Annotated in this window: 26 protein-coding genes and 7 tRNA genes; 18 read left to right on the plus strand and 15 right to left on the minus strand. The window is 71.0% G+C overall.

Annotated elements, in window-relative coordinates; all coding sequences use genetic code 11:
• Positions 1-12 precede the first annotated feature (12 nt).
• Positions 13-1,323, minus strand: coding sequence for a dienelactone hydrolase family protein (locus tag DMP17_RS35175; protein WP_226366110.1), 1,311 nt, complete (start codon positions 1,321-1,323; stop codon positions 13-15).
• 189 nt (positions 1,324-1,512) lie between these two features.
• Positions 1,513-2,358 (minus strand): helix-turn-helix transcriptional regulator, encoded by an 846-nt coding sequence (locus DMP17_RS35180; protein ID WP_337831801.1) that lies wholly within the window; start codon positions 2,356-2,358, stop codon positions 1,513-1,515.
• A 107-nt stretch (positions 2,359-2,465) separates the two neighbouring features.
• On the opposite strand from DMP17_RS35180, the gene DMP17_RS35185 reads away from it, so the two are divergent.
• Together DMP17_RS35185 and DMP17_RS35190 are read left to right on the plus strand one after the other, a co-directional pair.
• Positions 2,466-3,413 carry an SDR family oxidoreductase gene (locus DMP17_RS35185; protein WP_337831802.1) on the plus strand — a complete coding sequence of 316 codons (948 nt, stop codon included), beginning with the start codon at positions 2,466-2,468 and terminating at the stop codon, positions 3,411-3,413.
• 101 nt (positions 3,414-3,514) lie between these two features.
• A complete protein-coding gene (locus DMP17_RS35190) occupies positions 3,515-4,435 on the plus strand; it encodes an alpha/beta fold hydrolase (RefSeq protein WP_337831803.1) in 921 nt (306 codons plus the stop codon).
• A gap of 14 nt (positions 4,436-4,449) precedes the next feature.
• Here DMP17_RS35190 and DMP17_RS35195 read toward each other — a convergent pair whose 3' ends face one another.
• Positions 4,450-5,463, minus strand: coding sequence for a pyridoxamine 5'-phosphate oxidase family protein (locus tag DMP17_RS35195; protein WP_337831804.1), 1,014 nt, complete (start codon positions 5,461-5,463; stop codon positions 4,450-4,452).
• A 74-nt stretch (positions 5,464-5,537) separates the two neighbouring features.
• Here DMP17_RS35195 and DMP17_RS35200 point away from each other — a divergent pair, with 74 nt between their 5' ends.
• Positions 5,538-6,245: a helix-turn-helix transcriptional regulator gene (locus DMP17_RS35200; protein ID WP_337831805.1), complete on the plus strand. Its 708-nt coding sequence runs from the start codon at positions 5,538-5,540 to the stop codon at positions 6,243-6,245.
• Positions 6,246-6,254: 9 nt separating this feature from the next.
• On the opposite strand, the gene DMP17_RS35205 is transcribed toward DMP17_RS35200, so the two are convergent.
• The 3 genes from DMP17_RS35205 to DMP17_RS35215 form a co-directional block, all read right to left on the minus strand.
• Positions 6,255-6,992: a dienelactone hydrolase family protein gene (locus DMP17_RS35205; protein WP_337831806.1), complete on the minus strand. Its 738-nt coding sequence runs from the start codon at positions 6,990-6,992 to the stop codon at positions 6,255-6,257.
• Between the two features lie 182 nt (positions 6,993-7,174).
• The gene (locus DMP17_RS35210; RefSeq protein WP_226357643.1) at positions 7,175-7,915 is read right to left on the minus strand and encodes a DJ-1/PfpI family protein; all 741 of its coding nucleotides are present in this window, start codon (positions 7,913-7,915) and stop codon (positions 7,175-7,177) included.
• Between the two features lie 105 nt (positions 7,916-8,020).
• On the minus strand, positions 8,021-9,001 hold the full coding sequence (locus DMP17_RS35215; RefSeq protein ID WP_337831807.1) for a GlxA family transcriptional regulator: 981 nt from the start codon (positions 8,999-9,001) through the stop codon (positions 8,021-8,023).
• A 52-nt stretch (positions 9,002-9,053) separates the two neighbouring features.
• On the opposite strand from DMP17_RS35215, the gene DMP17_RS35220 reads away from it, so the two are divergent.
• A complete protein-coding gene (locus tag DMP17_RS35220; protein ID WP_226357645.1) occupies positions 9,054-9,623 on the plus strand; it encodes an AAA family ATPase in 570 nt (189 codons plus the stop codon).
• 83 nt (positions 9,624-9,706) lie between these two features.
• Positions 9,707-10,432, plus strand: a complete 726-nt coding sequence (locus tag DMP17_RS35225; RefSeq protein ID WP_337831808.1) for an Ltp family lipoprotein — start codon at positions 9,707-9,709, stop codon at positions 10,430-10,432.
• Positions 10,433-11,451: 1,019 nt separating this feature from the next.
• Here DMP17_RS35225 and DMP17_RS35230 read toward each other — a convergent pair.
• Positions 11,452-12,468 (minus strand): hypothetical protein, encoded by a 1,017-nt coding sequence (locus DMP17_RS35230; RefSeq protein ID WP_337831809.1) that lies wholly within the window; start codon positions 12,466-12,468, stop codon positions 11,452-11,454.
• Positions 12,469-12,910: 442 nt separating this feature from the next.
• Here DMP17_RS35230 and DMP17_RS35235 point away from each other — a divergent pair, with 442 nt between their 5' ends.
• The gene (locus tag DMP17_RS35235; RefSeq protein ID WP_337831810.1) at positions 12,911-14,659 is read left to right on the plus strand and encodes a DUF262 domain-containing protein; all 1,749 of its coding nucleotides are present in this window, start codon (positions 12,911-12,913) and stop codon (positions 14,657-14,659) included.
• 362 nt (positions 14,660-15,021) lie between these two features.
• On the plus strand, positions 15,022-15,267 hold the full coding sequence (locus tag DMP17_RS35240) for a tyrosine-type recombinase/integrase (protein ID WP_337831811.1): 246 nt from the start codon (positions 15,022-15,024) through the stop codon (positions 15,265-15,267).
• Between the two features lie 84 nt (positions 15,268-15,351).
• Here the strand turns inward: DMP17_RS35240 and DMP17_RS35245 are convergent.
• From DMP17_RS35245 to DMP17_RS35260, 4 genes are all read right to left on the minus strand, one after another.
• A tRNA-Val gene (locus DMP17_RS35245) sits at positions 15,352-15,423 on the minus strand.
• Positions 15,424-15,485: 62 nt separating this feature from the next.
• Positions 15,486-16,013 (minus strand): TIGR02611 family protein, encoded by a 528-nt coding sequence (locus DMP17_RS35250; RefSeq protein ID WP_226357651.1) that lies wholly within the window; start codon positions 16,011-16,013, stop codon positions 15,486-15,488.
• A 26-nt stretch (positions 16,014-16,039) separates the two neighbouring features.
• A complete protein-coding gene (locus DMP17_RS35255) occupies positions 16,040-16,942 on the minus strand; it encodes an anti-sigma factor (RefSeq protein WP_226357652.1) in 903 nt (300 codons plus the stop codon).
• A 26-nt stretch (positions 16,943-16,968) separates the two neighbouring features.
• Positions 16,969-17,646, minus strand: coding sequence for an RNA polymerase sigma factor (locus DMP17_RS35260; RefSeq protein ID WP_226357653.1), 678 nt, complete (start codon positions 17,644-17,646; stop codon positions 16,969-16,971).
• Positions 17,647-17,924: 278 nt separating this feature from the next.
• Here DMP17_RS35260 and DMP17_RS35265 point away from each other — a divergent pair, with 278 nt between their 5' ends.
• From DMP17_RS35265 to DMP17_RS35295, 7 genes are all read left to right on the plus strand, one after another.
• Positions 17,925-18,353, plus strand: a complete 429-nt coding sequence (locus DMP17_RS35265; RefSeq protein WP_020624097.1) for an SsgA family sporulation/cell division regulator — start codon at positions 17,925-17,927, stop codon at positions 18,351-18,353.
• 156 nt (positions 18,354-18,509) lie between these two features.
• Positions 18,510-18,582, plus strand: a tRNA-Gly gene (locus tag DMP17_RS35270).
• Between the two features lie 19 nt (positions 18,583-18,601).
• A tRNA-Val gene (locus DMP17_RS35275) sits at positions 18,602-18,676 on the plus strand.
• 256 nt (positions 18,677-18,932) lie between these two features.
• Positions 18,933-19,005: transfer RNA gene (locus DMP17_RS35280), tRNA-Gly, on the plus strand.
• A gap of 30 nt (positions 19,006-19,035) precedes the next feature.
• Positions 19,036-19,107 (plus strand) — tRNA-Cys (locus tag DMP17_RS35285).
• Between the two features lies 1 nt (position 19,108).
• A tRNA-Val gene (locus tag DMP17_RS35290) sits at positions 19,109-19,183 on the plus strand.
• Positions 19,184-19,326: 143 nt separating this feature from the next.
• On the plus strand, positions 19,327-20,181 hold the full coding sequence (locus tag DMP17_RS35295; protein WP_226357654.1) for a hypothetical protein: 855 nt from the start codon (positions 19,327-19,329) through the stop codon (positions 20,179-20,181).
• 4 nt (positions 20,182-20,185) lie between these two features.
• On the opposite strand, the gene DMP17_RS35300 is transcribed toward DMP17_RS35295, so the two are convergent.
• On the minus strand, positions 20,186-20,932 hold the full coding sequence (locus tag DMP17_RS35300) for an SDR family oxidoreductase (RefSeq protein WP_226357655.1): 747 nt from the start codon (positions 20,930-20,932) through the stop codon (positions 20,186-20,188).
• Between the two features lie 114 nt (positions 20,933-21,046).
• Here DMP17_RS35300 and DMP17_RS35305 point away from each other — a divergent pair.
• Positions 21,047-21,122: transfer RNA gene (locus tag DMP17_RS35305), tRNA-Gly, on the plus strand.
• A 2-nt stretch (positions 21,123-21,124) separates the two neighbouring features.
• On the opposite strand, the gene DMP17_RS35310 is transcribed toward DMP17_RS35305, so the two are convergent.
• Positions 21,125-21,943, minus strand: a complete 819-nt coding sequence (locus DMP17_RS35310) for an SDR family oxidoreductase (protein WP_337831812.1) — start codon at positions 21,941-21,943, stop codon at positions 21,125-21,127.
• A gap of 71 nt (positions 21,944-22,014) precedes the next feature.
• On the opposite strand from DMP17_RS35310, the gene DMP17_RS35315 reads away from it, so the two are divergent.
• On the plus strand, positions 22,015-22,506 hold the full coding sequence (locus DMP17_RS35315; RefSeq protein WP_337831813.1) for a pyridoxamine 5'-phosphate oxidase family protein: 492 nt from the start codon (positions 22,015-22,017) through the stop codon (positions 22,504-22,506).
• Here DMP17_RS35315 and DMP17_RS35320 read toward each other — a convergent pair.
• Positions 22,503-22,910: a hypothetical protein gene (locus DMP17_RS35320; protein WP_337831814.1), complete on the minus strand. Its 408-nt coding sequence runs from the start codon at positions 22,908-22,910 to the stop codon at positions 22,503-22,505. The two genes, DMP17_RS35315 and DMP17_RS35320, sit on opposite strands and share 4 nt — an antisense overlap.
• 75 nt (positions 22,911-22,985) lie before the next feature.
• On the opposite strand from DMP17_RS35320, the gene DMP17_RS35325 reads away from it, so the two are divergent.
• Together DMP17_RS35325 and DMP17_RS35330 are read left to right on the plus strand one after the other, a co-directional pair.
• Complete coding sequence (locus DMP17_RS35325) at positions 22,986-23,240, plus strand: type B 50S ribosomal protein L31 (protein WP_226357659.1); 255 nt, start codon at positions 22,986-22,988, stop codon at positions 23,238-23,240.
• Between the two features lie 21 nt (positions 23,241-23,261).
• Positions 23,262-23,564 carry a hypothetical protein gene (locus DMP17_RS35330; protein ID WP_337831815.1) on the plus strand — a complete coding sequence of 101 codons (303 nt, stop codon included), beginning with the start codon at positions 23,262-23,264 and terminating at the stop codon, positions 23,562-23,564.
• Between the two features lie 65 nt (positions 23,565-23,629).
• On the opposite strand, the gene DMP17_RS35335 is transcribed toward DMP17_RS35330, so the two are convergent.
• Complete coding sequence (locus DMP17_RS35335) at positions 23,630-24,973, minus strand: FAD-dependent oxidoreductase (protein WP_337831816.1); 1,344 nt, start codon at positions 24,971-24,973, stop codon at positions 23,630-23,632.
• Positions 24,974-24,986 lie beyond the last annotated feature (13 nt).

Consider the following 24,986-nt stretch of genomic DNA (forward strand, 5'->3'; position numbering starts at 1 on the left):
AATCGTGGGCGGTCAGCGCGGCGACGCCTGCGTGAACAGATCGCCCTTCAGGTAGATGTTCCAGTCGGCCGCCTTGAGGCCGTGCCCGCCGGAGCGCAGGTGGTAGCTCATCGCCGGCCCGGAGAAGGCCGTGTCGGTGGTGGGCTTCCAGCCCGTCGTGCCCAGGCCGTTGTCGCCGAGGCCGTACAGGTCGTAGATCTTGCTGGCCGCCTCGTAGGCGAGGAACTCGCCCTCCGGGTCGGCGTTGGAGTCGTCGCTGGCGCTGGCGATCACCAGCTTGCGCGGCGCGACCAGCCCCATCAGCTCGTGCTGGTCGACGGGCAGCTCGTCGACCTTGTTCCCGTAGGCCTGGTAGGTCTTCGGGAACCAGTACGGGAAGGAGCTGTTGACCCGCGACACCGTCTCGGCACCCACTCCCCCGTCGCCGCGGCGGGCGAGCTTCGCGCCGGTCGACCCCGAGTTGTTGGAGATGACCGCGGCGAAGCGCGGGTCCTGGGCACCGGCCCAGAGCGCGGCCTTGCCGCTGCGGGAGTGCCCGATGACCGCGATCTTCGACGGGTCGATGTCCTTGTCGGTCTGCAGGTAGTCCATCGCCCGGCTCGCGCCCCAGGCCCAGGCGGCGATGGCCCGGCCGGCGTCGTCGGGCAGGTCGCTCCCGGACGGGTAGAACAGGTTGATCATCTTGCTGCGGTAGCTGCCGCCGTCGTCCGGGGCGATGTCGTTGGCGTCGATCTGGGCGAAGGCGTACCCGGCCTTCGTGATCGTCGAGACCGGTGCGTAGTCCGAGGACTGCCCCGGGTCGTCGGAGACCGAGCCCCGGTGGTCGATCATGAGGAAGGTGCCGCGCGGGGTCTGACCCTTCGGGACGAACAGCCGCAGCGTGAACTTCCCGGTGCCCTCCGGCCCGGTGATGCCGATCGTGACCTTCTTGAGGGTGACGTCGCCGTCGTCGCTGGTCCGCACGTCGAAGGTCTGCTTGGTCGGCTTTGGCAGCGGCTGGCCGTAGACGTTCTCGCGGAACGCCGCCAGCAGCTCCGCGCGCCGGGTCCCCTCCCACTGGGCGACGTCGGTGACGCCGGTGCCGTCGAGCATGCGCAGCGGGTTCGGGTACTGCGTGCCGTCGATGGTCACCGTCGCCGCGACGGACAGGCCCGCCGCCGGGACCGACGTGTAGGCGGCGGGTGCGACCGGCGTGGCCGTGGCCCCCACCGCGCCCACGCACCCGGCCGCGGCGACCGCGCCGACGACGAACAGCGACGTCGCCGTCCTCGCGACGGGGTGCAGGACGCGACGACGGCTGCGCGGGCTGATCGGAGTGGACACGGTCCGAACGCTACCGAGGCGAGGACCCTCTGCAACCGTCGTTGCCGGTATCACGTCGATCGGGGGACAAGATCACACACCTAACGTGTGACTCCTGCCGTCACAGGTGTTGCCGCAGGTGACGACGGGGTACGGCGGGTCCGCGCGGCGCCCCGGAGGGGGTCTGCCGACGTTCGCGGCTGCGAACGGTCAGGGCCGCAGCGCGGTGTCGCGCGGGTCCCCGGCCACCGACAGCGACCGCAGCTTCGCGTGGCTCTCGCTGCCGGGGACGGCGGTGTAGACGAACAGCAGGTGCGCCTGGTCGGGGTCGACGAGGGTCTGGCAGTTCAGCTCCAGCACCCCGAGCCCGGGATGGACGAGGCGCTTCGTCTCCGGTGGCCGGAGGCCGACCTCGTGCCGGTCCCACAGCGCGCGGAACTCCGCGCTGCGCGCCAGCAGGTCCTCGGCCAACGCGGCCGCCCGCGACCCCGGACCGCGCACGGTCCCGCGCAGCCCCGACACGTAGAGGCGGGACAGGAAGCCGTGGTCCTCGTCGACGTACAGCGCCCGCGCGGCGGGGTCGGTGAACCAGCGGTAGCCGAGGCTGCGGGCCGCTCCGGTGTGGACGGTCGCGTCCCCGGTCAGCGCGACGCCCGCCGGCGTCTGCCGCAGGGTCTCCCCCAGCTCGGTGACGATCTCGGCCGGGGTGTCGGCGAGGCGGTCGAGGATGCGCTGCAGGCCCGGTGCGACGTGTCCGCTCCCGGCGCCGCGCGCGGGTGGACGCTGCCCGGCGAGCAGGAACAGGTGGTCGCGCTCGTCGAGGGTCAGGTGCAGGCCCTGCGCCATCGCCTCCAGCATCTGCTCCGACGGGTGCGGCCCACGCTCCTGCTCCAGGCGCGCGTAGTAGTCGGCCGACATGTGGCACAGCCCCGCGACCTCCTCGCGGCGCAGCCCCTCGGTGCGACGACGGCGCCCGCGCGGGAGCCCGACGTCCTCGGGCTGCAGCACCGAGCGACGGTGCCGCAGGAACTCCGCCAGCCCGGTCCGGTCGACCATGCGCACGCTCCTCGTGTCCTGTCGTCGTTCCTACCGTGTGCGCCGTGCCCGCAACCACGGATCGACGATCCGTGGATACCGCGCCACGACCCGGCCAGGCTGGACCCATGCCACGCACCCCTGACCTCACCCTCCCCGACCTGACCGGGCGCCGCGCCGTCGTCACCGGCGGCAGCGACGGCGTCGGGCTCGGCATCGCCGACCGGCTCGCCGCCGCCGGTGCCGAGGTCGTGCTGCCCGTCCGCAACGCCGCGAAGGGCGCCGCCGCCGACCGGATCCGCGACCGGCACCCCGGTGCCACCGTCTCGCTGCGCGAGCTCGACCTGTCCTCGCTGTCCTCGGTCGCCGCGCTCGGGGAGACCCTGCGCGCGGAGGGACGCCCCGTCCACCTGCTGATCAACAACGCCGGCGTGATGACCCCGCCGGAGCGGCGCACCACCGCCGACGGGTTCGAGCTGCAGTTCGGCACCAACCACCTCGGTCACGTCGCGCTCGTCGCGCACCTGCTGCCGCTGCTGCGCGCGGGCCGCGCCCGGGTGGTCTGCCAGATCAGCGTCGCCGCGGCCCGCGGCACGGTCCTGTGGGACGACCCGGACTCCGAGCGGTCCTACGACGGCATGGCCGCCTACCGGCACTCGAAGATCGCGTTCGGGCTGTTCGGCCTGGAGCTGGACCGGCGCAGCCGCGCCGCGGGCTGGGGCATCACCGCGAACCTGTCGCACCCGGGCGTCGCGCCGACCAACCTGCTGGGCGCCCGCCCCGACCTGGGCCGGGACCGGCAGACCCTCGGACGACGGGTGCTCGGCGTGATGTCCCGGGCCGGCCTGCTGATCGGGACCGCCGACTCGGCGGGGCTGCCCGCGCTGCTCGCCGCGACCGCACCGGACGCCGGGCACTCCGTGTTCTACGGGCCGAAGGGTCCGAGCCGGGTGGGCGGACCCCCCGCCGAGCAGGAGCTCTACCGCCCGCTGCGCGACGCCGACGCCGCCCGCCGGGTGTGGGACCTGTCGCAGCAGCGGGCCGGGGTGTCGTTCGACGGCGCCGCCACCCCCTGACAACCCCCCTCGCCGACGCCTCCAGGACACCGGCGGACCCCACCGCCGCGGGCCCGTCCGGAGGGGATCATGGAGACGTCGACGTACGGAGGTGCCCAGTGGTGGACCAGTCCCCCCAGGAGCGCGAGATCCTGCTGCACGGACAGCGTGTGAGCTACCGCGAGACCGGCCGGGGCGAGGGCCCGACTGTCCTGCTCGTGCACGGTCTCGCCGCGAGCTCACGTACCTGGGCCCCGGTGTTCGACGCGTTGGGCGGCGGGCTGCACGTGATCGCGCCGGACCTGCTCGGCCACGGCGCCAGCGAGGCCCCGCGCAGCGGCGACTACTCCCTCGGCGGGTACGCGACCGGGCTGCGGGACCTGCTGGCCGCGCTCGACGTCGAGCGGGCGACGATCGTGGGGCACTCGTTCGGCGGCGGCATCGCGATGCAGTTCGCGCACCAGTTCCCCGAGTTCACCGAGCGGGTCGTGCTCGTGTCCTCCGGCGGTCTCGGCCACGACCTGACCCTCGCGCTGCGCGCGGCGAGCCTGCCGGGCACCGAGCTGGTGCTCCGCTCGGCGGCGTCGCTGACCCCGCCGTGGATGCGCCGCGCCGCGCACCGGCTGGCCCACCGCGTCGGCGCCGCGCCGCGCTCGGACATCGACGGTGTGCACACCGCGCTGGAGACCTTCGCCGACCGCGGCACCCGCGGCGCGTTCGTCCAGACCGCGCGGGGTGCGCTGGAGCCGTCCGGCCAGCGCCTCGACGGGGCGCAGCGCCTGCACCTGCTCGAGGAGGTGCCCGTGCTCCTGGTCGGGGGGAACCGCGACCGGGTCATCCCGCTCGCCCACACCCTCGCCGCGCACGACCGGCTGCCCGACAGCCGGCTGGAGGTCTTCGACGGCGCGGGACACTTCCCGCACGCCGAGCAGCCGGACCGGTTCGTGGGGCTGCTGCGGGACTTCGTCGACGGGACGGCTCCGGCCGAGGGCGACCGGGACGCGCTGCGCCGCCGGATCCTGGGGCTCCCCCGGGTCGGCTGAGCCGGCCCGCAGTTCTACTCGTAGCCCTCGTCGCGCAGCGCGGAGCGGTAGCTCGCGTCCATGGCGCGGCGGGTGAGCCCGCTCGTGGCGGTGGCCAGGCCGCGGGCGAGCGCCCTCGTCGCGCGTCCGCCCCGGGCTGCCAGGTGGGCGGCGCCGATCGCGGTCAGGTCCGGTGCCGGCCCCACCGGTTCCGCCCAGAGCGCGTCGACGGCCGGGCACCGCACGAGCTCGGCGCTCCCGACCCGCAGCACGACGGCGGCGTCGGGCGCCTTGTCGCGCAGCGCCATCGTCGCGAGCAGCGCCGGGTACACGTCGACCCGGGCGGTGCCGGTGAGCCGGACGACGTCGCCGCGGCCCGGTACGACGGCGAGCACCGACACCTCGGGGCAGCGCATCAGGTTGTGCAGGGTGTCGGCCCGCCGGTTCCCGCGGCGCTCGGCGAACGCGACGGTGTCCCCGTCGAGCACCCGCAGCAGGCCCGGCCGGTCCCCCCGCGGGCTGGTGTCGCCGTGGCCGTCGCCGTCGCGGGAGCTGATCACCGCGAACGGCGAGGTCGCGAGGAACCCGGCCACCCCCGGCGCGGCGAGCGGACCGCCCGCGGGCGGTGTGACGGCGACCGGGTCGGGCACCGCCGTCCACAGCTCGGAGCGCATGACGCAGCGCGCGCAGTGGACGTAGCCCTCGGTCAGCCGGACCTGCACCCGGCCGTCGCGGGTTCCCTCCGCGGTCCCGTTGCACCGGAACGTCTCACCGAGGCCGGGGAGCAGGAACAGCATCGACACGCCCTCGCCGGGCCCGGGTGCCTCGTCCAGCGGCACCGACAGCACGGTGTCGGACTCGGCACGGACGACGCCGGGGCTGCCGCCGGCCAGGACGGTGCCGGTCCGGGTGCCGACGGCGACGACCGGGGCGGCGGCGAAGATCGCGCGACAGCCGTCGTCGAGCACCGGCGTCGACTTGAGCAGCACCGGCCGCGGCGGGGTGCCGATGAGCGCGTCGACCTCGTCGGACGTCGTGAGTGTCTGCATGTGATCGACGCTAGGGTGGCGCTCGTGCGGCAGGTGGCCGACCATGGCCGCGAAACGGCCAGCTGGGGGTGCCCGTGCCGGAGACCGTGCTGGCGACCGCGCGGACGGAGTTCGACCGCGGCTTCACCTTCGACCTGCACGTGCACGACTTCCACCTGCTGAGCTGGTCGGCGACGGCGACGGTCACCCACCGGACGTCCGAACGCGACTGGCTCGTGCCGCCCACCCACGCGCTGTGGATGCCGGCCGGGGTGCCGCACACCCTCGACGTCGTCCGCGGCGGGCTCGGCTACGGGGTGGTCCTGACCGGGACGACGCCGTGGACCGAGCCGACGGGCGTGCTCGTCACCCCGCTGGTCCGGGAGCTGATCGTGCACCTGGGCACGGCCCACTCCCCCGCCCGGAGACAGGCAGAACAGCTGCTCGTCGACCTGCTCGAACCCGTCCCGAGCACCACGTTCACCCTGCCCGTCCCCACCGACCCGCGGCTGCGGACCATCACCGACGCCCTGGTCGCCGACCCCTCGGACGGGCGCGACCTGGCCGCCTGGGCCGACCACGTCGCCGCCGGCGTCCGCACGCTGACCCGGCTGTTCCAGGCGGAGACGGGCATGACCTTCGCGCAGTGGCGCACCCACGCCCGCATCCGCGCCGCGCTGATCCTGCTCACGAACGGCACGTCGGTCGGGGCGACGGCCCGGGCGGTCGGCTACCGCAAGCCCGGCGCGTTCGCCGAGGCGTTCCGGCGGGTGACCGGCCGGTCCCCGAGCGACGTCGGCTGACCGCTCACCTCAGGTGCCGGGTCCCAGGTGCCGGGTGAGGAACCGGGCGGCGTCGTCGCCCTCGAAGGCGGGGACGCCGGTGTGCCCGCCGGTGTTGGCGTGCAGCGTCTTCTCGCGGCTGCCGAGGGCGTCGAACAGGTCCAGGGCGTGCTGCCGGTCGTTGCCCTCGTCGTCCCACTGCAGCAGCACCAGCAGCGGGACGGTGACCGTCCTGGCCTCCGCGACGATCGCGCGGGGCACGTAGCTCCCGGCGAACAGGACCGCGGCCGCGATGCGCGGCTCGACCACGGCCATCCGGACGCCGAGCGAGATGATCCCGCCCGACCAGGCGACCGGCCCGCACAGGTCCGGCCGGGCGAGCAGCGCGTCCAGCGCGGCCCGCCACTCCGGGGCCGCCTGCTCGACCAGCGGGAGGACGAGCCGGTCGACGACGTCGTCGGGCACCGGCTCACCGGCCCGTACCGCACGTCGCAGGTCGGCGCGGGCCCGGTCGGCCTCGGGGTGGCGGGGCCGGTCGCCGGTCCCCGGGAGCTCGAGGGTCGCCGCGGCGAACCCGGCCGCGATGCAGGACCGGGCCCGGGCGAGCAGCCGGGGGTGCATCCGGCCCAGGTCGCCGGGGTGGCCGAGGAGCACCAGCGGGGACGGGGTGGTCGCGACGGCCGGGGTCCAGAGGACGCCGGGGACGTCGTCGAGGGAGAACGCCGTCTCGACCAGGTCGTCGTGGCGCTGTTCGGTGAGGAGTCGCATGGTCGTGCCCTTCGGGAGAGGGCGCTCCCGGGCGACCTACCGCCCGGCCGTGTCCCCGGAGGGGAGCACCCGGCTGTCTGCTGCGGTCACGGGTCCCACCTCCTCGGTTCGGTGCACGGCTGCGGGAACGGTAGTGCGTGCCGCGGCCGGTCGGCCAGCGGGTTTCCGCGACCGCGCGCGGTTCAGCCCCCGGTGCCGGACGGGCCCCCGGCCGCCGGGACGGGCCGGACACCGAGACGCTCCGCGACCCGGCGCGCGGTCCCCTCGCGGCGCGCGGTGAGGTCCCCCTGGGCCTCCCGCGCCCGGGCCAGCACCTCAGGGGGCGCCGTGTCCGGGGTGCCGGCGTCGAACGGGGGCTCCGGGGCGTACTGCATGCCCAGCTGGATGACCTCGGCCGCCTGCCGCCCGCGCAGCTCGGCCGCGAGCCGGAGCGCGCCGTCGATCCCGGCCGTGACCCCGCCGGCGAACACCCACGTGTCGTCGACGACGACCCGGCGGTCGTCGCGGACCGCACCGAAGAACGGGAGCAGGTGCAGGGCCGACCAGTGCGTGGTCGCCCGGCGCCCCTGCAGCAGGCCGGCCGCGCCGAGCAGGAGCGCCCCGGTGCAGACCGACAGGACGGCGCCGGCCCCGGACGCCTGGTCACGGAGCCAGGTCAGGACCTCCTCGTCCTCCATCAAGGCCTCCTGGCCGGGGCCTCCGGGGACGTGCAGGACGTCGAGGCGCGCCGGCTCGGCGATGGTCAGGTCGGGGAGCACCCGGAGCCCGCGCATGTCGCGGACCGGGCCCTCGGCGGCGCCGACGAGCCGGTAGGACGAGTTCGGGATCCGGGACAGGACCTCGAACGGCCCGGTCAGGTCGATCTGGTCGAAGCCGTCGAACACCAGCGAGCCGATCTCGAGGTGCTGGTCGTCGGGGATCACGGGGGCCTCCCTGGGTGGAACGGACGGGACACGACCACGATCGCGTGCCCGGGGCCCGCGGCGTGAGTGGCCGGCGCGCCGGGAACCGGTACTTTCGCGCCGTGCTCAGCCCCGCGACCGGTCCGGCGGCTCGCCGCGGAAGGTGCGCCGGTACTGCGACGGCGACACGTGGACGAGGTCGTGGAACCGGCGCCGGAACGCGACCGTCGAGGTGAAGCCGCAGCGGGCGGCCACCTGCTCGACCGGCAGGTCGGAGGCCTCGAGCAGGTGGCGGGCGCGGAGGATCCGCTGCCGGGTCACCCACTGCCAGGGCGGGATGCCCACCTCGGCGCGGAACAGCCGCCCGAAGGTGCGGACGCTGTAGCCGGTGCGGCCGGCCAGGTCGGCGAGCCTGAGGGGGTCGCCGAGGTGGTCGTCGATCCAGGCCAGCAGGGCGGCGATGTCGACGTCGGAGGGTTCCGGCACCGGGTGCTCGACGAACTGCGCCTGGTCCCCCGACCGGTGCGGCGCCACCAGGCTGCGGCGCGCGACCGCGTTCGCCACCTCGACACCGCAGTCCTCGCGCACGATCCGCAGGCAGAGGTCGATCCCGGCCGCCACCCCGCCGGAGGTCAGGACCGCGTCGTCGACGACGTAGAGCTCGTTGTCGACGACGGTCGCGGCGGGGAACAGCCGCCGCAGCTCGCCGGTGACGTGCCAGTGGGTCGTCGCGCGGCGGCCGTCGAGCAGTCCGCTGTGCCCGAGTGCGAACGCTCCGGTGCAGATCGACACGAGGCGGGCGCCGCGCGCCGACGCCGCCCGCAGCGCGGCCGCCGCCGGTTCCGGCAGCGGGGAGAGGATGTCCTCGTACCCCGGCACGACGACCGTGTCGGCGTCGGCCAGCAGCTCCGGTCCGCCGTCGACACCGATGTCGACACCCGCCGCGGACGGGACCCGCCGGCCGTCCGGGGAGCAGACCGCGAGGTCGTAGTGCACGGGGCCGGAGTCCCGGTGACAGTGGCCGAAGAACTGCGTCACTGCACCGAAGTCCAGGACGACGACGCCGGGGAGCAGCAGCACCACGACGCGGTGCGGGTCGTGCGTCACACGGTCACCTCCCGCGGGCTCGTGGGGAACGCGCCTCTCCTACGGTGGCGTCGTGCTGCGCTGGAACGACCCGCTGCCCGTTCTGCCGCGCCGCACCATCATCGCCGGGGTCTCGGGATCGGGTAAGACGACCCTCGCCGCCCGCCTCGCCCCGGTCCTCGACGCTCCGCACACCGAGATCGACGCGCTGTTCCACGGCCCGGGGTGGGTGCCGCGCCCGTCCTTCCTCGACGACGTCCGACGGCTGGCCGGGTCCGACACCTGGGTCACCGAGTGGCAGTACTCCACGGCGCGACCGGTCCTCGCCGCCCGCGCGGACCTGCTGGTCTGGCTCGACCTGCCGTTCTGGACCGTCACGTTCCCCCGGGTGCTGCGCCGGACCCGGCAGCGCAACCGGGGCCGTGAGGTGCTGTGGAACGGCAACGTCGAACCACCACTGTGGACGGTGCTGGTCGACCGGGAGAACATCCTCCGCTGGGCGGTCTCGACGCGGCACAAGTACCGCGAGTCGGTGCCGATCCTGGCGCGGGAGCGCCCGACGCTGCCGGTGGTGCGGCTGAGGTCCCCGGCCGAGGTCGAGGGGTGGGTCACGGGGGCGCTGCGTGACGCCGCCCGGCGATAGGCCGGGGATCCCGGCTCTCCACAGTTCTGTGGATCCGGCACCGCCATTTGCAACACCCGATCTCAGCGTGCGACGTAGGGGTCATGACAACCTCGCAGACCCCACAGGGCCCCTCCCAGAACATTCCGGCCGGTCGGTACCCGCAGGCGGGCGCCCACCCCCAGCAGGTCCGGTACCCGCAGCCGGGCCAGATCCCGCAGCAGTGGGCCCCGCCCACCGCACCCTGGGCGCAGCAGCCGCCGCAGCAGCCCCCGGCCCCGACTCCGGTCTCGAAGCGACGGCGGAAGTGGCCCTTCATCGTCGGCGGAGCGGCCGCGCTGATCGTCGCCGCCGCCGCAGCGGGTGCCGGCAGTGAATCGACGGAGACCTCGACCGCGGCGGCCCCGACCTCCGCGCCCGCCGTCACCCCGCCCACCGCGGTCGTCGCACCGCCCCCGGTCACGCTGACCGCGCCGAGCACCACGGCGTCCGCCCCCGAGACGTTCGCCGCAGCCCCGGCGGCGCCGGCGACACCGATGCTGTCGGTGAGCCGGCAGAACGCGGTCGACTCGGCCGAGAGCTACCTCGCCTACACCGCGTTCTCCCGCAAGGGTCTGATCGAACAGCTCGAGTTCGAGAAGTTCTCCACCGCGGACGCCACCTACGCCGTCGACCACGTGACCGTCGACTGGAACGAGCAGGCCGCGAAGTCGGCGAAGAGCTACATGGACTACAGCTCGTTCTCCCGCGGGAGTCTCATCGACCAGCTCGAGTTCGAGGGCTTCACGGCCGCGCAGGCCAGGCACGGGGCGGACGCGGTCGGGCTCTGATCCTTCGTACCCACTGCGGGCGCGCATCCCGCGCGCCGTCGTCACGCACCCGCGGGCGTCCATGGGACATGAGCCCCACATCGCCGGTCCTGGACGAAAGGAGCTCGTCCCTTCGGGAGCGAGAGCCCATGCCCCATGTTCCAAGCCTCTTACGAGAGTGTGACCAGGAACCGTCCACAGTCAGTCGAATGTCTGCCGCCAGGACACTCTGATCCGGCTGGCGTTGCTGTCGACCACGAGATACCAGTAGGCGTCGTACGGCACCTCCAAGACAGCGGTGCCGAACTCGACGAAGCCACCGTAGTACTCGTACTCGTGGCTGTCGAGGTAACTTTAGTACTCGTCCGCGTCCATCAGCGCAACCCTGGCCGCAGATCCTCGCAAGGCCACCTCAATGAGCGCACCACCTGCGAACGACCCAAGGTCGAAGTACGAATGCTCCACAACATCAGCTGTAGCGCATGTTCGCGGTGTGCACTGCCAGGAAAGATCAGCTTGGCGGGCGAGGAGCGAATCGGACGCCCGAGCACTTCGGTGTGAAGAAACCGGAACGACGGCTGGACAGGTAAGGTTTCTCAGGTCAATGCGATCGCTCCGTCCGTGGACGTCCACGGGGTTCCGCTCATGTGAGGGGTCGTTGTCAGGCAGTTGGTCAAGCAGGCCGACGCGCTACATAGCTGCGGCTCCCGCCATCTCGTCTACCTGCTCGACGGACGCAGGCACGTTGATCCTTGGCTCTCGGCACTGGCGCGGAGCTCCCAACACGCCGCTTCGAAACATGATGCGGGCAATTCAGCGTTTCACTGGCGTCCGCGGTCACCTGGGCTGTGGTCGATTTGATGTCACCTAGATGGACACTCGTTGACTCCCGGAGATCTACGATCGAGGTTGACGATCCTACCGCAAACCAGACTGGCGTACTGACCGCGCGACTGCCCCACGACACGCGAGCCCCGTCCGCTCCTGCGCTCGATTCAGCGTGATCGGGCCCATACTAGGCGGATACGCCAACAAATCGACTATCTCAGATCTCGCAGTATGCTGGCGGAACTATCCGAGACCTCCATCGACAATGCGAGGTGATCGAGGCGGTCAAAGCGAATGGACCTAAGCTCTTTCTCATTTAAGTCGAGACTAAAATTGGTAGCGCCTAGCGGATCTAGAGTCAGCTCCAGAGGGGCCGCCAGCTTAAAGCGTTCAACTCCTCCGCAGGTGTTTCGAACTAACGATCCAGTTGCCCGGACATCAAACGGTTCACCAATCCGCCCAATAGAGCCATCATGCAAGACGCCAGCCGGCGTGAACGTGACCGGACCTCGTAGCTCAATCCGATATGACTCGCCGGGACTCGCACACATTGCCTCGGTGACCGATCCTTCGATTTCAAACCTAGTTACCGCAATAGATACCTGCCGTTTATTCTGAACCGCTACGCTTATCCGGAAAACACCCCTACCTTCCAGAATCTGTAGGTTGCGCAACGAAAGATCATCTGAGTCTGAGACCATCTCCGAGCGGGGCAGGTCCGTTGGCGGCGAAACGGCGGGCCGATCAAAGGACGGGATTAAAGCTCCAGTATCCTTGCCCAGATGATTCACTTCCGGCTGAGTGTAAGACTTCTCGTCTGAGTCGATCACTTGTAGTGGCCACACCAGCATTGTCGCCGCCCCTACAGTGGCCATGAGACTCAAAACGGTCGCCTTCGCGTTTTCACGGATTGTGTGAACGGTCTCAGATTGCACGAAATCGACAACACAAACAAACGATAGCGTAAGCGCGAGAACGCCAACTACCGAACAGCCGAGGAGCAGGATCGTCTCAACTGCCGAGTTACCGTCACTCTTCTGAATAAAGACGCCGATAAGTACTAGCGTAGTGAATCCAGCGGCGAGCCTAAGGGCCAATCTGAAATCGAAGTCGGTGGTACGCAGATAGTTCACTAAAGCAGCGACAACAGATCTAGTCATTGCCCCCTCGACACTGTGTGAGAGTTGCACGGTGAAGAACAGCTTGGTCAGGTCTGATATCTCGCGCAACGGACGCTATCCGTTACCGACAGCACAGCCCCGGAGACGGCCCAGGAACACCTCTCGCCGGCCCCTCTCCCCCACACGCCCCCGGCTGCGGTTCGAGTGCCATCCCGTCGGCCTGGCGCAGCCCGACCGCGCGGTCGTCCGTGGGCAGCCCCTCGACGCACACCGGCGGCCGACGATGCGGAGCTGCTGCCCACGGACGACCGTGCGGTAGCCCTCGGGGAGGTCGATGGGATGGCACGGCCCACCATCCCGGAGGTCAGCCCGCCCGGCGAGGGTGTTGACTCGTTCGTTGACTTGAGTTCGCCGCAGGCGTTCCGTAGCTCGTTGTAACAGCCCAGCTGCGGCCAGCGACAGAGGTGTCGACCTACTGGCCGGATGGAATGTTGCACTGCAAGATGAGTGTCGCAGCGTCGTCCGGGATCCAACTACCCGACGGTGGCGAATGACCGAGCAGGGATTCTTGCAGTACCAGGCGACTGGAATCGCTGGCCTTCTCCGAACTCAACTATTAGCAGTTCCATTTTATCAGCGTTCCTACTCGTGGAATATCAGCGACTCCAAGCCACCAACTCGTGAAGTTGTCGATGACACCGACAAGTCACAAGTGGATGAGTACTGGGAAGACCTTAACGCCGGCTTTCAAAGCCAGCGTAGCTACTTTCTTGGAACAGTTGTACTCGCAAACGATGGCGACTCGCCGGGGCGTAAGCTGGTAATCGATGGGCAGCAACGACTTGCGACGACTTCACTAATGGTTGCCGCAATTCGAGACGAACTTGAGCGTCGCGGCGCTAGCGACTACGCAAACTCGACCCAGAACGAGTTCATCGGAACTTTTGACAGGCAGGTTGGATCGCTACAGCCACGACTCATCCTAAACAGCGACGATCGCGACTATTATAATCGAGCAATTCTTGATCGCGATTTGTCCGCACAGCCAGCTAATCACAGTCAAGAACTCTTAAGTCGCGCGCACCGCAAACTGAGCGAGTACGTTGCCGAGTTCGCTCGTGACGCTGGCGAGGATTGGAAAACTCGCCTCAACGACTTGCTAACGTATTTAGATCGCGACGTGCAGATCGTTGCTATTGATGTTGCCACACAGGCTGACGCCTTCCTGATCTTCGAAACCCTGAACGATCGTGGCGCAGATCTTACCGTCGCTGACCTACTAAAGAACTACCTATTCAGTCAGGCAGAATCGCGCTTGGACGAGGTCCGCGACTCATGGGTGAAGACCCTCACCAATCTAGACCTCGATAAGGTCGGCAATCAACGCTTCACGAGCTTTGCCCGTCACCTCATGAGTTCGAAGTACGGCCGAACTCGAGAGCGCGAGCTATACGCAAGGATCAGGAACGCAGTGTCGGGCCCGGCAGCGACAGTGCGTTTCTCCCAGGAACTTCGGGACTCTTCGCGAGTCTACTACGCACTATTGACAGTTGACAGTGACTACTGGAGTGACTTCGGAGAGCCAACGCGAGCAGCCGCACAGGTCCTCATCGATCTCAATCTTGAACAGTATCGCCCCCTCCTGCTTGCCGCTCTGACAACTTTTGATTCAGCCGAGGTCGGTCGGTTCATGTCCAGCATGGTTTCGTGGACAGTTCGGGGCATGGCAGGCGGACTACTCGGCGCCGGCTCAGCCGAATCAGCATTCGGGGAGGCTGCCCGCGAAATTCGGGCTGGGCGAGTGACAACGACGGAAGGAATCCTAGAGATCCGACGAGTTTCGGACCTAATTCCCTCCGATGCGACGTTCGAATCCGCGTTTGCGTCATGGCGCGTTACCAGAGGAGCAGTTGCCAGGTACTTGCTGCGAGCCATTGAAACCGAGGAGCGCGGAGAGAAGGAGCCCGAGCTTGTCGTTAACTCCAATGTCGAGCACGTCAATCTTGAACACATCTTGCCGCAATCCGCAAGAATTGCCGACTGGTCGCAATTTCCAAGCGAGGAGCTCAAGTTGTGGGCTCACAGACTGGGGAACATGTGCCTCCTACAGAAAGGCCCCAACGGACGAATTGGCAACAAGTCCTGGAACGTCAAGGCGCCGGTTCTTAGCGCCTCCAAGTTCCTGACTACTAGCCGCCTCGGCGCTACACCGACATGGAACGCCCAGGCGATCGCCGAGAATCAGCAGCGTCTAGCCGCTACGGCCCTACGTGTCTGGCCACGCGAGCCCCGCAAGTAGTTCGGCAGCCCTTTACCGCGACGAGGCTCCCGGGGACCGGCCGAAGGCCGCAGCCCCGGAAGCCGCGGTGCCGCAGGCACCGCCTTGATGCTGCATGGAGAGTTTCGACACCGACGCGCTTCGGCTCCAGGTCCCGACTCGCCGAGCGGCTGAGATCGGCTAAGCCGAACGCACCGGTCTTCGCCAACGAGGTCGGGGCACCGCTGCGGCGGACCCTGTTCCGGTCGCGGATCTGGCGTCCCTCACTGGTCCGGGCGGGTCTGCTCGGCGGCGTCACGCCTGTTGGTGATCGGTACCGGGCACGCTGGACCGATGCCGCGGGCACGGAGCAGACGGAGGACTTCCGGACCGAGTCCCCCGCCGTGCACCACGTCGCACGGCACCAGTCCGGCGGACTGCGGTTCCACGACCTGCGCCACTCGTACGCCACATGGCTCGTCGACGACGGCGTCCCGCCGAACATGGTGCAGCGGGTCCTGGGCCACGAGCGGTCCTCGACGACGCTGGACCTCTACACCCGGCGGACCGACAACAGCGAGCGCATCCTCCAGGCCCTCGACGACGAGGACGATCCGGACGACGGCGGAGCGTCCGGTGCTCCGGAATGAGCGATGCTCCGGGAACGCCCCGGGGAACGACGAAACCCCTGGTCACATCCGGCTCGTCGAGCCTGTGACCAGGGGTTTTGACTGTGGGCGATACTGGGATCGAACCAGTGACCTCTTCGGTGTGAACGAAGCGCTCTCCCCCTGAGCTAATCGCCCTCAGCGGTGAAACCAACTCTACACAGCCCGTCCGACCGCCGTTCACGGGGGTCACCCGTGGATCACTGCGGGCCTGTGACCAGCTCCGATCCCGGAACGGGCACCGGCGGGGGCGGCGGCTGGATCAGCGGCAGCAGCGGCGAGTGCAGCCACTCCCAGTGGATCCCCACCCAGCCGCCGGCCGTCTCGAAGATCCCGAACAGCCACGCGCACACCGCGACCGTGCCGAGGATCAGCGTCATCACCAGCAGCTGCACGACACGGTTCTGGCGGCCCATCCAGGCCACCCAGCCGTCGTAGCGGACACGGACCCAGTGCAGGAGCCGCTGCGCCCAGCCGAACTCGGCGGCGAGCACGCCCAGGCCGAGGAAGATGATCGCCCAGCCGGGGCCCGGCGCGGGCAGCGCGATGATCCCGATGATCACGATCGCGGTGCCGAGGACCCCCATGGTGATGCGGTAGGTCAGGTCCAGCACCGGGTTGCGGGCCACGCGGGCCCGGAACACGCGGTAGCGGACCTTCGCCCGCCGGTACTTCTTGCGGATACCGGTGTACCGGCGCCCGGAGGTGGTCCTCCCGGACGCCGGCACACCGACGTCGTTCTTCTCCGTCGTACTCAGGTCTCCACCTGCCCGGCCGCGACTACCTTGGTCGGCGCGGGGGGAGCCTCCCTTCCGCGCTCGAGCGAGACGGCGTATGTCCCGTAGCTCCCGCTGTCGGGCGATTCTACGGACACCGGTCCCGACTGCCCCGCTCGCACGTCGAACGTGCCGACCGCGCGCGGAGTTCCGTCACCGTTGAGTCCCCACAGGACATAGGTCTGGTCCGCGGTCTCGTTGGGGTCCAGCCCCATCGGCATGACCTCGCGCTGTCCGTCCTTCACGACGACCGCGGCCACCATCGGCGCCCCCGGCTCCGCGGAGAGGAAGGCGTGCGGTGTGCCGGGCTGCGCGATGGCGGAGAGTACGTCGCGCAGCTCCTGGGCCTGCGCGAGGCTCGCGTCCCGCTCAGCCTGCAGCGACTGGATCTGCCCGAACGCCGCTCCCCCGCCCACGATCACCGCGAGTGCGACCGCCGCGACGACCAGGACCCGTCCGGGGCGGCGCAGCCACCCGTTCCGGGCCGGACCTCGTCCGGCGCCTCCCGACGGGCGTGTCGCGGGCCCGGTGGACCGCTCGGACCGCGCAGGGCGGGCGCGCGGCGCGGCGTCGCCGGCCCGCGGCCCCTCGTAGGCGGTGCCGTCGGCGGAGGACGTCTCGTCGCGCAGGGCGTGCCGCGGCACCGCGCGGTCGGACTCGCGTCCGACCTGCGGGGTCTGCCGGGCCTGCTCCAGGATCGACTCCCGCAGCGACGGCGGCGGCTCGACCTGCGGCACCGCGCTACCGAGCACGGTCGTCGTCTCGGCGACGTCCGCGGCGAGCCGTCGGCATTCGTCACAGCCCTCGAGGTGCTGCACCACCTCGATCTCCTCGTCGGGCTCGAGAGCGTGGAGCGCCCACCCGACCGTCTGTTCGTTCATCGGACAGGCCCTCCCCTCGTTGCCGTTCACGACAGCCCTCCTGCCAGGTCTCCCCCGGCCTCCCCGAGCACGGGTCCCAGCAGGTTCCGGAGCTTGGCCACCCCGGTGAACATGCGGGACTTCACGGTGCCCAGCGGCACCCCGGTCATCGCGGCCACCTCGCGTTGGGTGTAGCCGCCGTAGTACGCCAGCGCGAGGACCTTCCGCTGGTCGGCGGGCAGCTGACCGAGCGCGTCGCGCACCTGGCCCGCGACGAGCGCGCCGATGGCCCCCTCGTCGGCGCCCGGGCCGGGCGGGGCGTTCCACTCCGCGCCGTCGTCCGACGCCGGGACGGTGCGGCGCCGGATGGCGCTCTCCCGGCGGACGGCGTCGACGGACTTGTGGTGCACCAGGGTCAGCAGCCAGGTGCCGAAGCGGCCCTTGGCCGGGTCGAAGCGCGACGGGTCGCGCCAGAAGGCCAGGAAGACCTCCTGCACGACGTCCTCGGCCAGCCCCTCGTCGGCACAGATGCGCCGTGCGAGGGAGTAGGCCTGACGCCCGAAGCGGTCGTACAGCTCACCCAGTGCGGTCGAGTCGCCGGACACGATCCGTTGCACGAGTCGCGTGTCCCCGGCGTCGTCACGACGCGACGGGTCACGGCGCGCGGCAGGGCCGGCGGCCCGCCCGTGCTCGGGGCGGTCCGGCGGATCGGCGATGCCTGCCACCAGCGTTGTCCTCACGATTGCTGTATTCGGTGCCCGCACCCGTTCCGGTTCGGACTCCGACGAGAGTAGTCGTCATGGGCTTCCCGGCTCACACGCCAGGACGTCGCCAAGCCCGTTCAGCCCTGTCGTCGCACGCAGCGAGTTACACCGTTGTGACTCGATCGGGGGTCATCCCACGGTGATCCACGTTCTTGCGCATCGAACCCGTCACCCCGAGGCCTTCTCTCTCGTTCCCACACTGACGCCCCACGCAACGCCCCCACGAAAGAGGATCACCGATGCGCGACGAGTCCAAGACGATCCGGGCGACGGCCATGTTCGAGCTCATCGCTCCGGACGCGCCTGTCGTGCCTGTGAAGGTCGAACTGTCCTACACGAGCCGCGACCCCTACGCCGTGCAGGCCTCGTTCAAGACCGGCCACGACACCACGGTCGACTGGGTCTTCGCCCGCGACCTGCTCGGCGACGGCCTGGTCGACTCCGCCGGCACCGGCGACGTCCGGGTGCAGCCGATGAGCGACGACCCGACCCGGATCGAGCTCGAGCTCACCTCCCCCTCGGGCCACGCCCTGTTCACCACCTCCGCGGCGACGCTGTCGGAGTTCCTGCAGGCGACCTACGACGCCGTGCCCGCCGCCGCCGAGTACTCGTGGCTCGACTTCGACGCCGCCCTCGCGGACCTGCTCGACACCACCGCCCGGGACTGACCCGACGTACCCCACCACCGGGCGGAGCCCGTCTCCGCACGTGAGAGGACATCCGGTGGTGGAGAGAGGGGGCGGTCGGACCCCCCTCGGGGCGGGTGCTAGTGTTCTCTCACCGCACCGCGGACGGGCCTCACGGCCCGGGACGCGGTGCACGGTGCGGACGTAGCGCAGCTGGTAGCGCATCACCTTGCCAAGGTGAGGGTCGCGGGTTCGAATCCCGTCGTCCGCTCGGAGACTTCTCTTCCCACGCGCGATTAGCTCAGCGGGAGAGCACTACCTTGACACGGTAGGGGTCACTGGTTCAATCCCAGTATCGCGCACCAATTTCCCGGATCCCCGGGGCCGCACATCGGCCCCGGGGATCTCGCTTTTCCGGATGTGCCCGGGCACGAGCGGATGCGACGACGCGGTCGGCCGAATGCCCGCGGCGCGCTCCCCCGGCCGCCTCCGGCCGTCGTGGCGCCGCTGACCTGGACGGACGATCATCGGGTACCCCCTCGACAGCGGCCACGGACGGTGCGCTACTGTTCTCCCAACGCACCGGGAACTTGCGGAAACGCCTCGGGAACGGTGCGACATGCGGACGTAGCGCAGCTGGTAGCGCATCACCTTGCCAAGGTGAGGGTCGCGGGTTCGAATCCCGTCGTCCGCTCTGCCGGGCCCCGACAGCAGGCCGGTTTCCGGCGGCGTGGCCGAGTGGCTTAGGCAAGGGCCTGCAAAGCCCTGTACGCGGGTTCGATTCCCGCCGCCGCCTCGCGCGATTAGCTCAGCGGGAGAGCACTACCTTGACACGGTAGGGGTCACTGGTTCAATCCCAGTATCGCGCACCATTCCCGGATCCCCGGGGCCGGAAGTCCGGCCCCGGGGATTCTGCTTTCCGGACTCATCAACATTGACGAAGATGCCCAGCCGGGGCTAATGAAGGTCCACACCCCCACGACGACGGAGCAGTTCCGACGTTCGGGGGTACACGATGACCAGTCCGCAGCAGCGCCACGGTGCACGTCCGCACCAGTCGCCCGACTCCTCCCCTGCTCCGCAGTTCGATCCGCCGGCTGGGCAGGCTCCGTGGTGGGCCATTCCGGCCCAGCGCACCACCGAATCCACCCCCGTGGTCCCGCCCCGCGTCCGCGGTCCGCGCTGGACGCTCGCCTTGGCCATCGGAGTGGTGGCGACGATGGCGGTCATCGGCGCGGCGGTCGTGTCCACCGGCCCGCGCGACAGCGCTCAGACCGACACGGCCGCGGCACCTGCGGCTGCCGCACCGACCTACGCCTACAGCGCCCCGACGACGTCAGCACCGCCTCCGGATCCTGCGCCGCAGAGCTTCACGGGGACAGGAGACGAGGTCGTGCGCCTCGACTCTCCCCGTGACACGGCGGTCGTCACGTTCTCCTGCAAGGACTGCTCCAGCAATGTGATCGTCAAGTCGGACGAGGACACCCTCGTCAACGAGATCGGGAGCTATTCCGGGACGACCTTGTACGGCATCCGGGGATCGTCGTCGACTGCTCCCCTCACTCGGCTCCAGATCACTGCGGACGCCGCATGGACGCTGACGATCGGAGGCATCGACACGGCACGCGAGGTCGGCTCCTTCCCGGTGAAGGGCTCCGCGGACGACGTCATCATGGTCGACTCCCCTCGCGACGTCGCCCGCCTCACGCACGATGGCGACAGCAACTTCGTCGTGTACGCCATCAGCGGCTCCGACTCCGACCTGGTCGTGAACGAGATCGGCGCGTACGAGGGGACCGTCATACTTCCCGCCGACGGTGGGCGCCTTTTGCTCGTCATCACCGCCGACGGGAACTGGACAGTCGACTGAGGGCTCAGCGCACCTGTTCCACCGGGCGCACGAGCATCTCGTTGACCGCCGCATGCCGCGGGCGGGTCACGATGTAGACGACGGCGTCGGCGATGTCGGCGGGCTCCAGCACCCCGCGTTCGCCCTTCGAGGTCGCGTCCGGCGCGTACTCCGCACCCGAGGTCGTCATCTCCGAGGCGACCAGGCCGGGCTCCACGAGGCCGACCCGCACGTGGCGTTCGGCGTACTCCTGGCGCAGCGCCTCGCAGAACGCGCCGACCCCGTGCTTGGTGGCCGCGTAGACGTTGCTCTCCGGCGACGGGACCCGGCGCCCGGCCACCGAGCTGATCGTCACCACGTCGGCGACGCCGCGCGGCCCACCGGCCGCCGTCGCCAGGTGCGGCAGGGCCGCGTGCGTCGTCGACAGGACGCCCGTGAGGTTGACGTCGATCATCGTGCGCCAGTCCGCGACGTCGGCCTCGGCCGCCGGGCCCCAGGACCCGGAGCCGGCGTTGTTGACGAGGACGTCCAGCCCGCCGTGCTGCTCGACCACCGCCGCGACGGCGGCGTGCAGCGCGTCGTCGTCGGTGACGTCCACCGGGTGCACCGACGCCCTCGGCAGCTCCGTCGCCAGCTCCTCGAGGCGCTCCCGGCGCCGGGCCAGCAGCGCCACCGTCGCCCCCTCGGCGGCCAGCGCCCGGGCGGTCGCCTCACCGATTCCGCTCGACGCACCCGTCACGATCACCGTCGTCCCGTCCAACCGTCCGCTCATGACAGCGGGGTACCCGCGGACCCGGCCACGTGCTGATCATCGCCGGGGGTGCGGCGCGGCGCCCGGGAGCGAGTGCGTTATCGTGGGCCGGCACGCGCCGGGGACGGTGCGACTGCGGACGTAGCGCAGCTGGTAGCGCATCACCTTGCCAAGGTGAGGGTCGCGGGTTCGAATCCCGTCGTCCGCTCCACATCACCAGGGTCGCCACCCGTTCCGGTGCCGGGCGAACCCACCCTCCGAGTCGATCACCTGTCCGGTGATCCAGGCCGCCTCGTCGGTGCACAGCCACGCGATCAGCCGGGCCGGGTCGTCGGGCTCGCCGAACCGGCCGAACGGGAACATCGGGGCCATCGCCCGGAACGCCTCCGCGCCGAGGTAGCCGGTGTCGACCGGCCCCGGGTTCACCGTGTTGACCCGCAGACGTCGGTCCGCGAGCTGGTCGGCGAGGGTCGGGGTGATGCCCGCGACGGCCGCCTTCGCCGCGGCGTAGGCCACTTCGCCGGGCATCGGCCCGCGTGCCTGCCCCGAGGTGAGCAGGACGGCCGCGCCGCCGGGGCGGGTGTCGTCGTGCGCGTTCGCCCATGCCTGGACCAGCAGGATCGACGCGCGGGCGTCGACCGCCCAGTGCCGGTCCAGCTCCTCGGACAGCTCCCCCAGCGGACCGTCGGAACCCGACAGGGCCTGGTTGGCGACGAGCAGGTCGACCGGCCCGGCGAGCTCCCGGGCGGCGTCGAGCAGGAGCTGCGGCGCGGCCGGGTCGGCGAGGTCGGCGTGCACCCCGGCGACCGGCGCCGTCGCGTGCCCCCGGACCTGCGCGAGAGCGGCGTCGACGTCGTCGGCACCCCACTCCTGCGCCGCGTCGTGCGGGGCGAAGTGGTGCACGACGACGGCCGCGCCGTACGCGGCGAGCCGGCAGGCGGTCGCATGCCCGATCCCGCCGCGCCGGCCGCCTCCGGTCACGAGCGCGGTGCGGCCGCGCAACGGCATCGGGTCCCGGCGCAGGGTGCTCACGCCCCGACCCTGGCCGACCGGCACCCGTTCGCGCGAGCGGAATCGTCGGTGCCCTGCCCTACCGTGCCGCCATGACGACATGGACGGAGTTCGTGACCGCGGCGCCCACGATCTCCGAGGTCTTCGCGCGCCGCCACGCCGCCGCCGGGAGCCTCGCCATGCTGGGCACCCTGCGCGCGGACGGCTTCCCCCGGGTGTCCCCCGTCGAACCGCGGGTGTTCGAGGGCGAGCTGTGGCTGAGCGGCATGCCCGGGACCCGCAAGTTCGACGACCTGCGCCGCGACCCGCGGTTCACCCTGCACACCGCGACCGTCGACTCCCGGGTCACCGAGGGCGACGCCAAGATCTGGGGCACCGTGCACGACGTGCGCGACCCGGAGCTGCACCAGCGCTTCGCCGAGGCGCTGTACGAGGAGATCGGGCTCGACCTGCGCGGCCGGGAGTTCGGCTTCCTCCCGGCCGCCGACATCCTGGGCGGGTCCTCGGTCCGGGTCGGCGGCGGCCACATGGACGTCACCGTGTGGCGGGCCGGTGGGACCGAGGAGGTGGTCCGCAAGCACTAGCCGCGGGCGGTCTCCGGGGTGATCGCGCAGCGCAGCCGCGCGGGCAGTGCCTGCGGGTCGGGGGCGCCGCCGTCCTGGAGCCAGCGGGTCACCGCACGCACGTCGTCGGTGCTGCGGACCGGGCCGACCGCGACCACCGGCGACTCGGGACGCGTGCGGGCGGCGTCGCACGCCTGCACCAGCACCATCAGCCCGGGCCGCCGCACCGCGCAGACCCCCGGCCCGAGCCGGCACCCCGCGGTCACGAGCACCCCCTGGGCGCTGTCCTGCACCACCGCGCGCAGACCCTCGACCAGCACCTCGTCGACGCCGGGCAGGGCCGCGACGGTGCCGTGCGCGTCCTCGTCGAACCCCGACGGCGCGTGGGCGCAGGCCCCGCACCGGACCACCGTGAACCCGTCCACCGGCACCCCTTCCTGCAAATAGTAATCGTTGTCGATTATAGTCGACGGTAACACCCGCGACGCAGGAGGAACACCGTGAAGCCCGGCATCCACCCCCCGTACGGTCCGGTCGTCTACCGCGACACGTCCACCGGCGACGAGTTCCTGACCCGGTCGACCGAGACCTCGCGCGAGACGATCGAGTGGTCGGACGGGAACACCTATCCCCTGATCAAGGTGGACACGACCTCGGCGTCGCACCCGTTCTGGACGGGCAACGCGCGGGTGCTCGACGCCGCGGGCCAGGTCGAGAAGTTCCGCCGCCGCTTCGGGGAGCGCACGCGCGGCTAGGCCCGCGTAGCGTCGGGAGGCATGCGCCGCCGCCGTCGCGAACGGGTCCAGGTCGTCACCGACCTGACCGAGCCGCTGACGGTCGAGCACGGTCGTCGCATCCGGATCCGGCTCGTCGCCATGGTGGTGTGGATCGCGGGCTGGATCGTCGCCGGCGCCCTGTGGCGCGACGGCTGGCTGGCCACCGCGATCCTGCTGACCAGCGGCCCGGGGCTGTGGATCCTGTGGTGGCTGTTCGTCCCGTCCCGGGAGCGGGGACGGCGCGAACCGGTCGGGCGCCGGCCCCCGCGGGCACTGCCCGCGCCGCGGGACCCGCGGGAGTGATCGGGTGGGCGGCCGCGGGGTTCCGCGACCACCCACCCCGGCATCCGGCGTCGTGGGCCGGAGGGTCATCCCGTCCTGCTGATCTCCACCATGTCCTCGCGCGGCACGACCTTCGTCCGCTCGCGGCCGCGTGTCTCACCGAGGCCGCGCTCGTGCTTGTCGAGCGCGAGCCAGCCGGTCCAGGTCGTGTACGCCACGCCCCGGCGCTCCAGCAGCGCGTCGACTTCGGCCGGGTCGCGGCGGGGCGCCCGGGGCAGCTGCGGCGCATCGGCGAGCAGGCTCGCGACGGTCTCCGAGGCGCAGCCCTTGGTGTGCCCGATCAGCCCGACCGGGCCGCGCTTGATCCAGCCGACGGCGTAGACGCCGGGCAGTTCCTGACCGTCGATGTCGTGCACCCGCCCCTTGCGGTGCGGCAGCACTCCGCGCTCGTGGTCGAAGGGCAGCCCGGCCAGGTGCGAGCCGGTGTAGCCGATCGCCCGGTAGACCGCACCGACCGGGATGTCGGTGAACTCGCCGGTGTCGCGGACGTCGCCGTGGCCGGTGTACTCGGTGCGCTCGATCCGGATGCCCTCGACGCGGTCGGTGCCGAGGATCCGCTCGGGGCGCGAGAGGAAGTGCAGGTGCACCCGGCGGGGATCGCCGCGCCGGTCGCGCAGCGCCCACCCCTGCAGGGTCCGCACCACCATCTCGACGTGCTTGGCCGAGCGGACCTCGGCGGCGGCGACGTCGTCGAACTCGACGTCGGCCGGGTCGACGACCACCTCGACGCCCGGCACGTGGTCGAGCTCGCGCAGCTCCATCGGGCTGAACCGGGCGTGCGCGATCCCGCGGCGGGCGAACACGTGCACGTCGGTGGCCGGGTTGACCGCGAGCCCGGCGTGGACCGAGTCCGGGATCTCGGTGCCCGACAGGCCCTCGGCGGTGCTCGCCAGGATCCGGGCGACGTCCAGGGCCACGTTCCCGGCGCCGATCACCGCGACCGACGACGCGTCGAGCGTCCAGTCCCGGGGCACGTCGGGGTGGCCGTCGTACCACTGCACGAAGCGGGCGGCGCCGTGGCTGCCCGGCAGGTCGACGCCGGGGACGTCGAGATCCCGGTCCCGCTCGCAGCCGGTGGCCGCGATGACCGCGTCGTAGTGGTCGCGCAGGTCGGACAGGGTGATGTCGGTCCCGAAGTGGACGTTGCCGAACAGCCGCACGCCGGGGCGGTCCAGCACGCGGTGCAGGGCGTGCACGATCTGCTTGATCCGCGGGTGGTCCGGGGCGACGCCGTAGCGGACCAGCCCGAACGGGGCGGGCAGCTTCTCGAACAGGTCCACGGCGACGTCGGCATCGGACTTCAGCAGGGTGTCGGCGGCGTAGATGGCGGCCGGACCGGCGCCGATCACGGCGACGCGCAGCGCAGTCATCGTTCTCCTCGGG

Source organism: Pseudonocardia sp. TMWB2A (genome assembly GCF_017312135.1).

What these genes read in the sequence shown, in the direction of transcription:
- DMP17_RS35180 (WP_337831801.1), bottom strand. Translation starts at nt 2,358, where the DNA reads ATGGTCGACCGGACCGGGCTGGCGGAGTTCCTGCGGCACCGTCGCTCG.
- DMP17_RS35185 (WP_337831802.1), top strand. Translation starts at nt 2,466, where the DNA reads ATGCCACGCACCCCTGACCTCACCCTCCCCGACCTGACCGGGCGCCGC.
- DMP17_RS35195 (WP_337831804.1), bottom strand. Translation starts at nt 5,463, where the DNA reads ATGCAGACACTCACGACGTCCGACGAGGTCGACGCGCTCATCGGCACC.
- DMP17_RS35205 (WP_337831806.1), bottom strand. Translation starts at nt 6,992, where the DNA reads ATGCGACTCCTCACCGAACAGCGCCACGACGACCTGGTCGAGACGGCG.
- DMP17_RS35225 (WP_337831808.1), top strand. Translation starts at nt 9,707, where the DNA reads ATGACAACCTCGCAGACCCCACAGGGCCCCTCCCAGAACATTCCGGCC.
- DMP17_RS35235 (WP_337831810.1), top strand. Translation starts at nt 12,911, where the DNA reads ATGACCGAGCAGGGATTCTTGCAGTACCAGGCGACTGGAATCGCTGGC.
- DMP17_RS35255 (WP_226357652.1), bottom strand. Translation starts at nt 16,942, where the DNA reads ATGAACGAACAGACGGTCGGGTGGGCGCTCCACGCTCTCGAGCCCGAC.
- DMP17_RS35265 (WP_020624097.1), top strand. Translation starts at nt 17,925, where the DNA reads ATGCGCGACGAGTCCAAGACGATCCGGGCGACGGCCATGTTCGAGCTC.
- DMP17_RS35295 (WP_226357654.1), top strand. Translation starts at nt 19,327, where the DNA reads ATGACCAGTCCGCAGCAGCGCCACGGTGCACGTCCGCACCAGTCGCCC.
- DMP17_RS35300 (WP_226357655.1), bottom strand. Translation starts at nt 20,932, where the DNA reads ATGAGCGGACGGTTGGACGGGACGACGGTGATCGTGACGGGTGCGTCG.
- DMP17_RS35315 (WP_337831813.1), top strand. Translation starts at nt 22,015, where the DNA reads ATGACGACATGGACGGAGTTCGTGACCGCGGCGCCCACGATCTCCGAG.
- DMP17_RS35330 (WP_337831815.1), top strand. Translation starts at nt 23,262, where the DNA reads ATGCGCCGCCGCCGTCGCGAACGGGTCCAGGTCGTCACCGACCTGACC.
- DMP17_RS35335 (WP_337831816.1), bottom strand. Translation starts at nt 24,973, where the DNA reads ATGACTGCGCTGCGCGTCGCCGTGATCGGCGCCGGTCCGGCCGCCATC.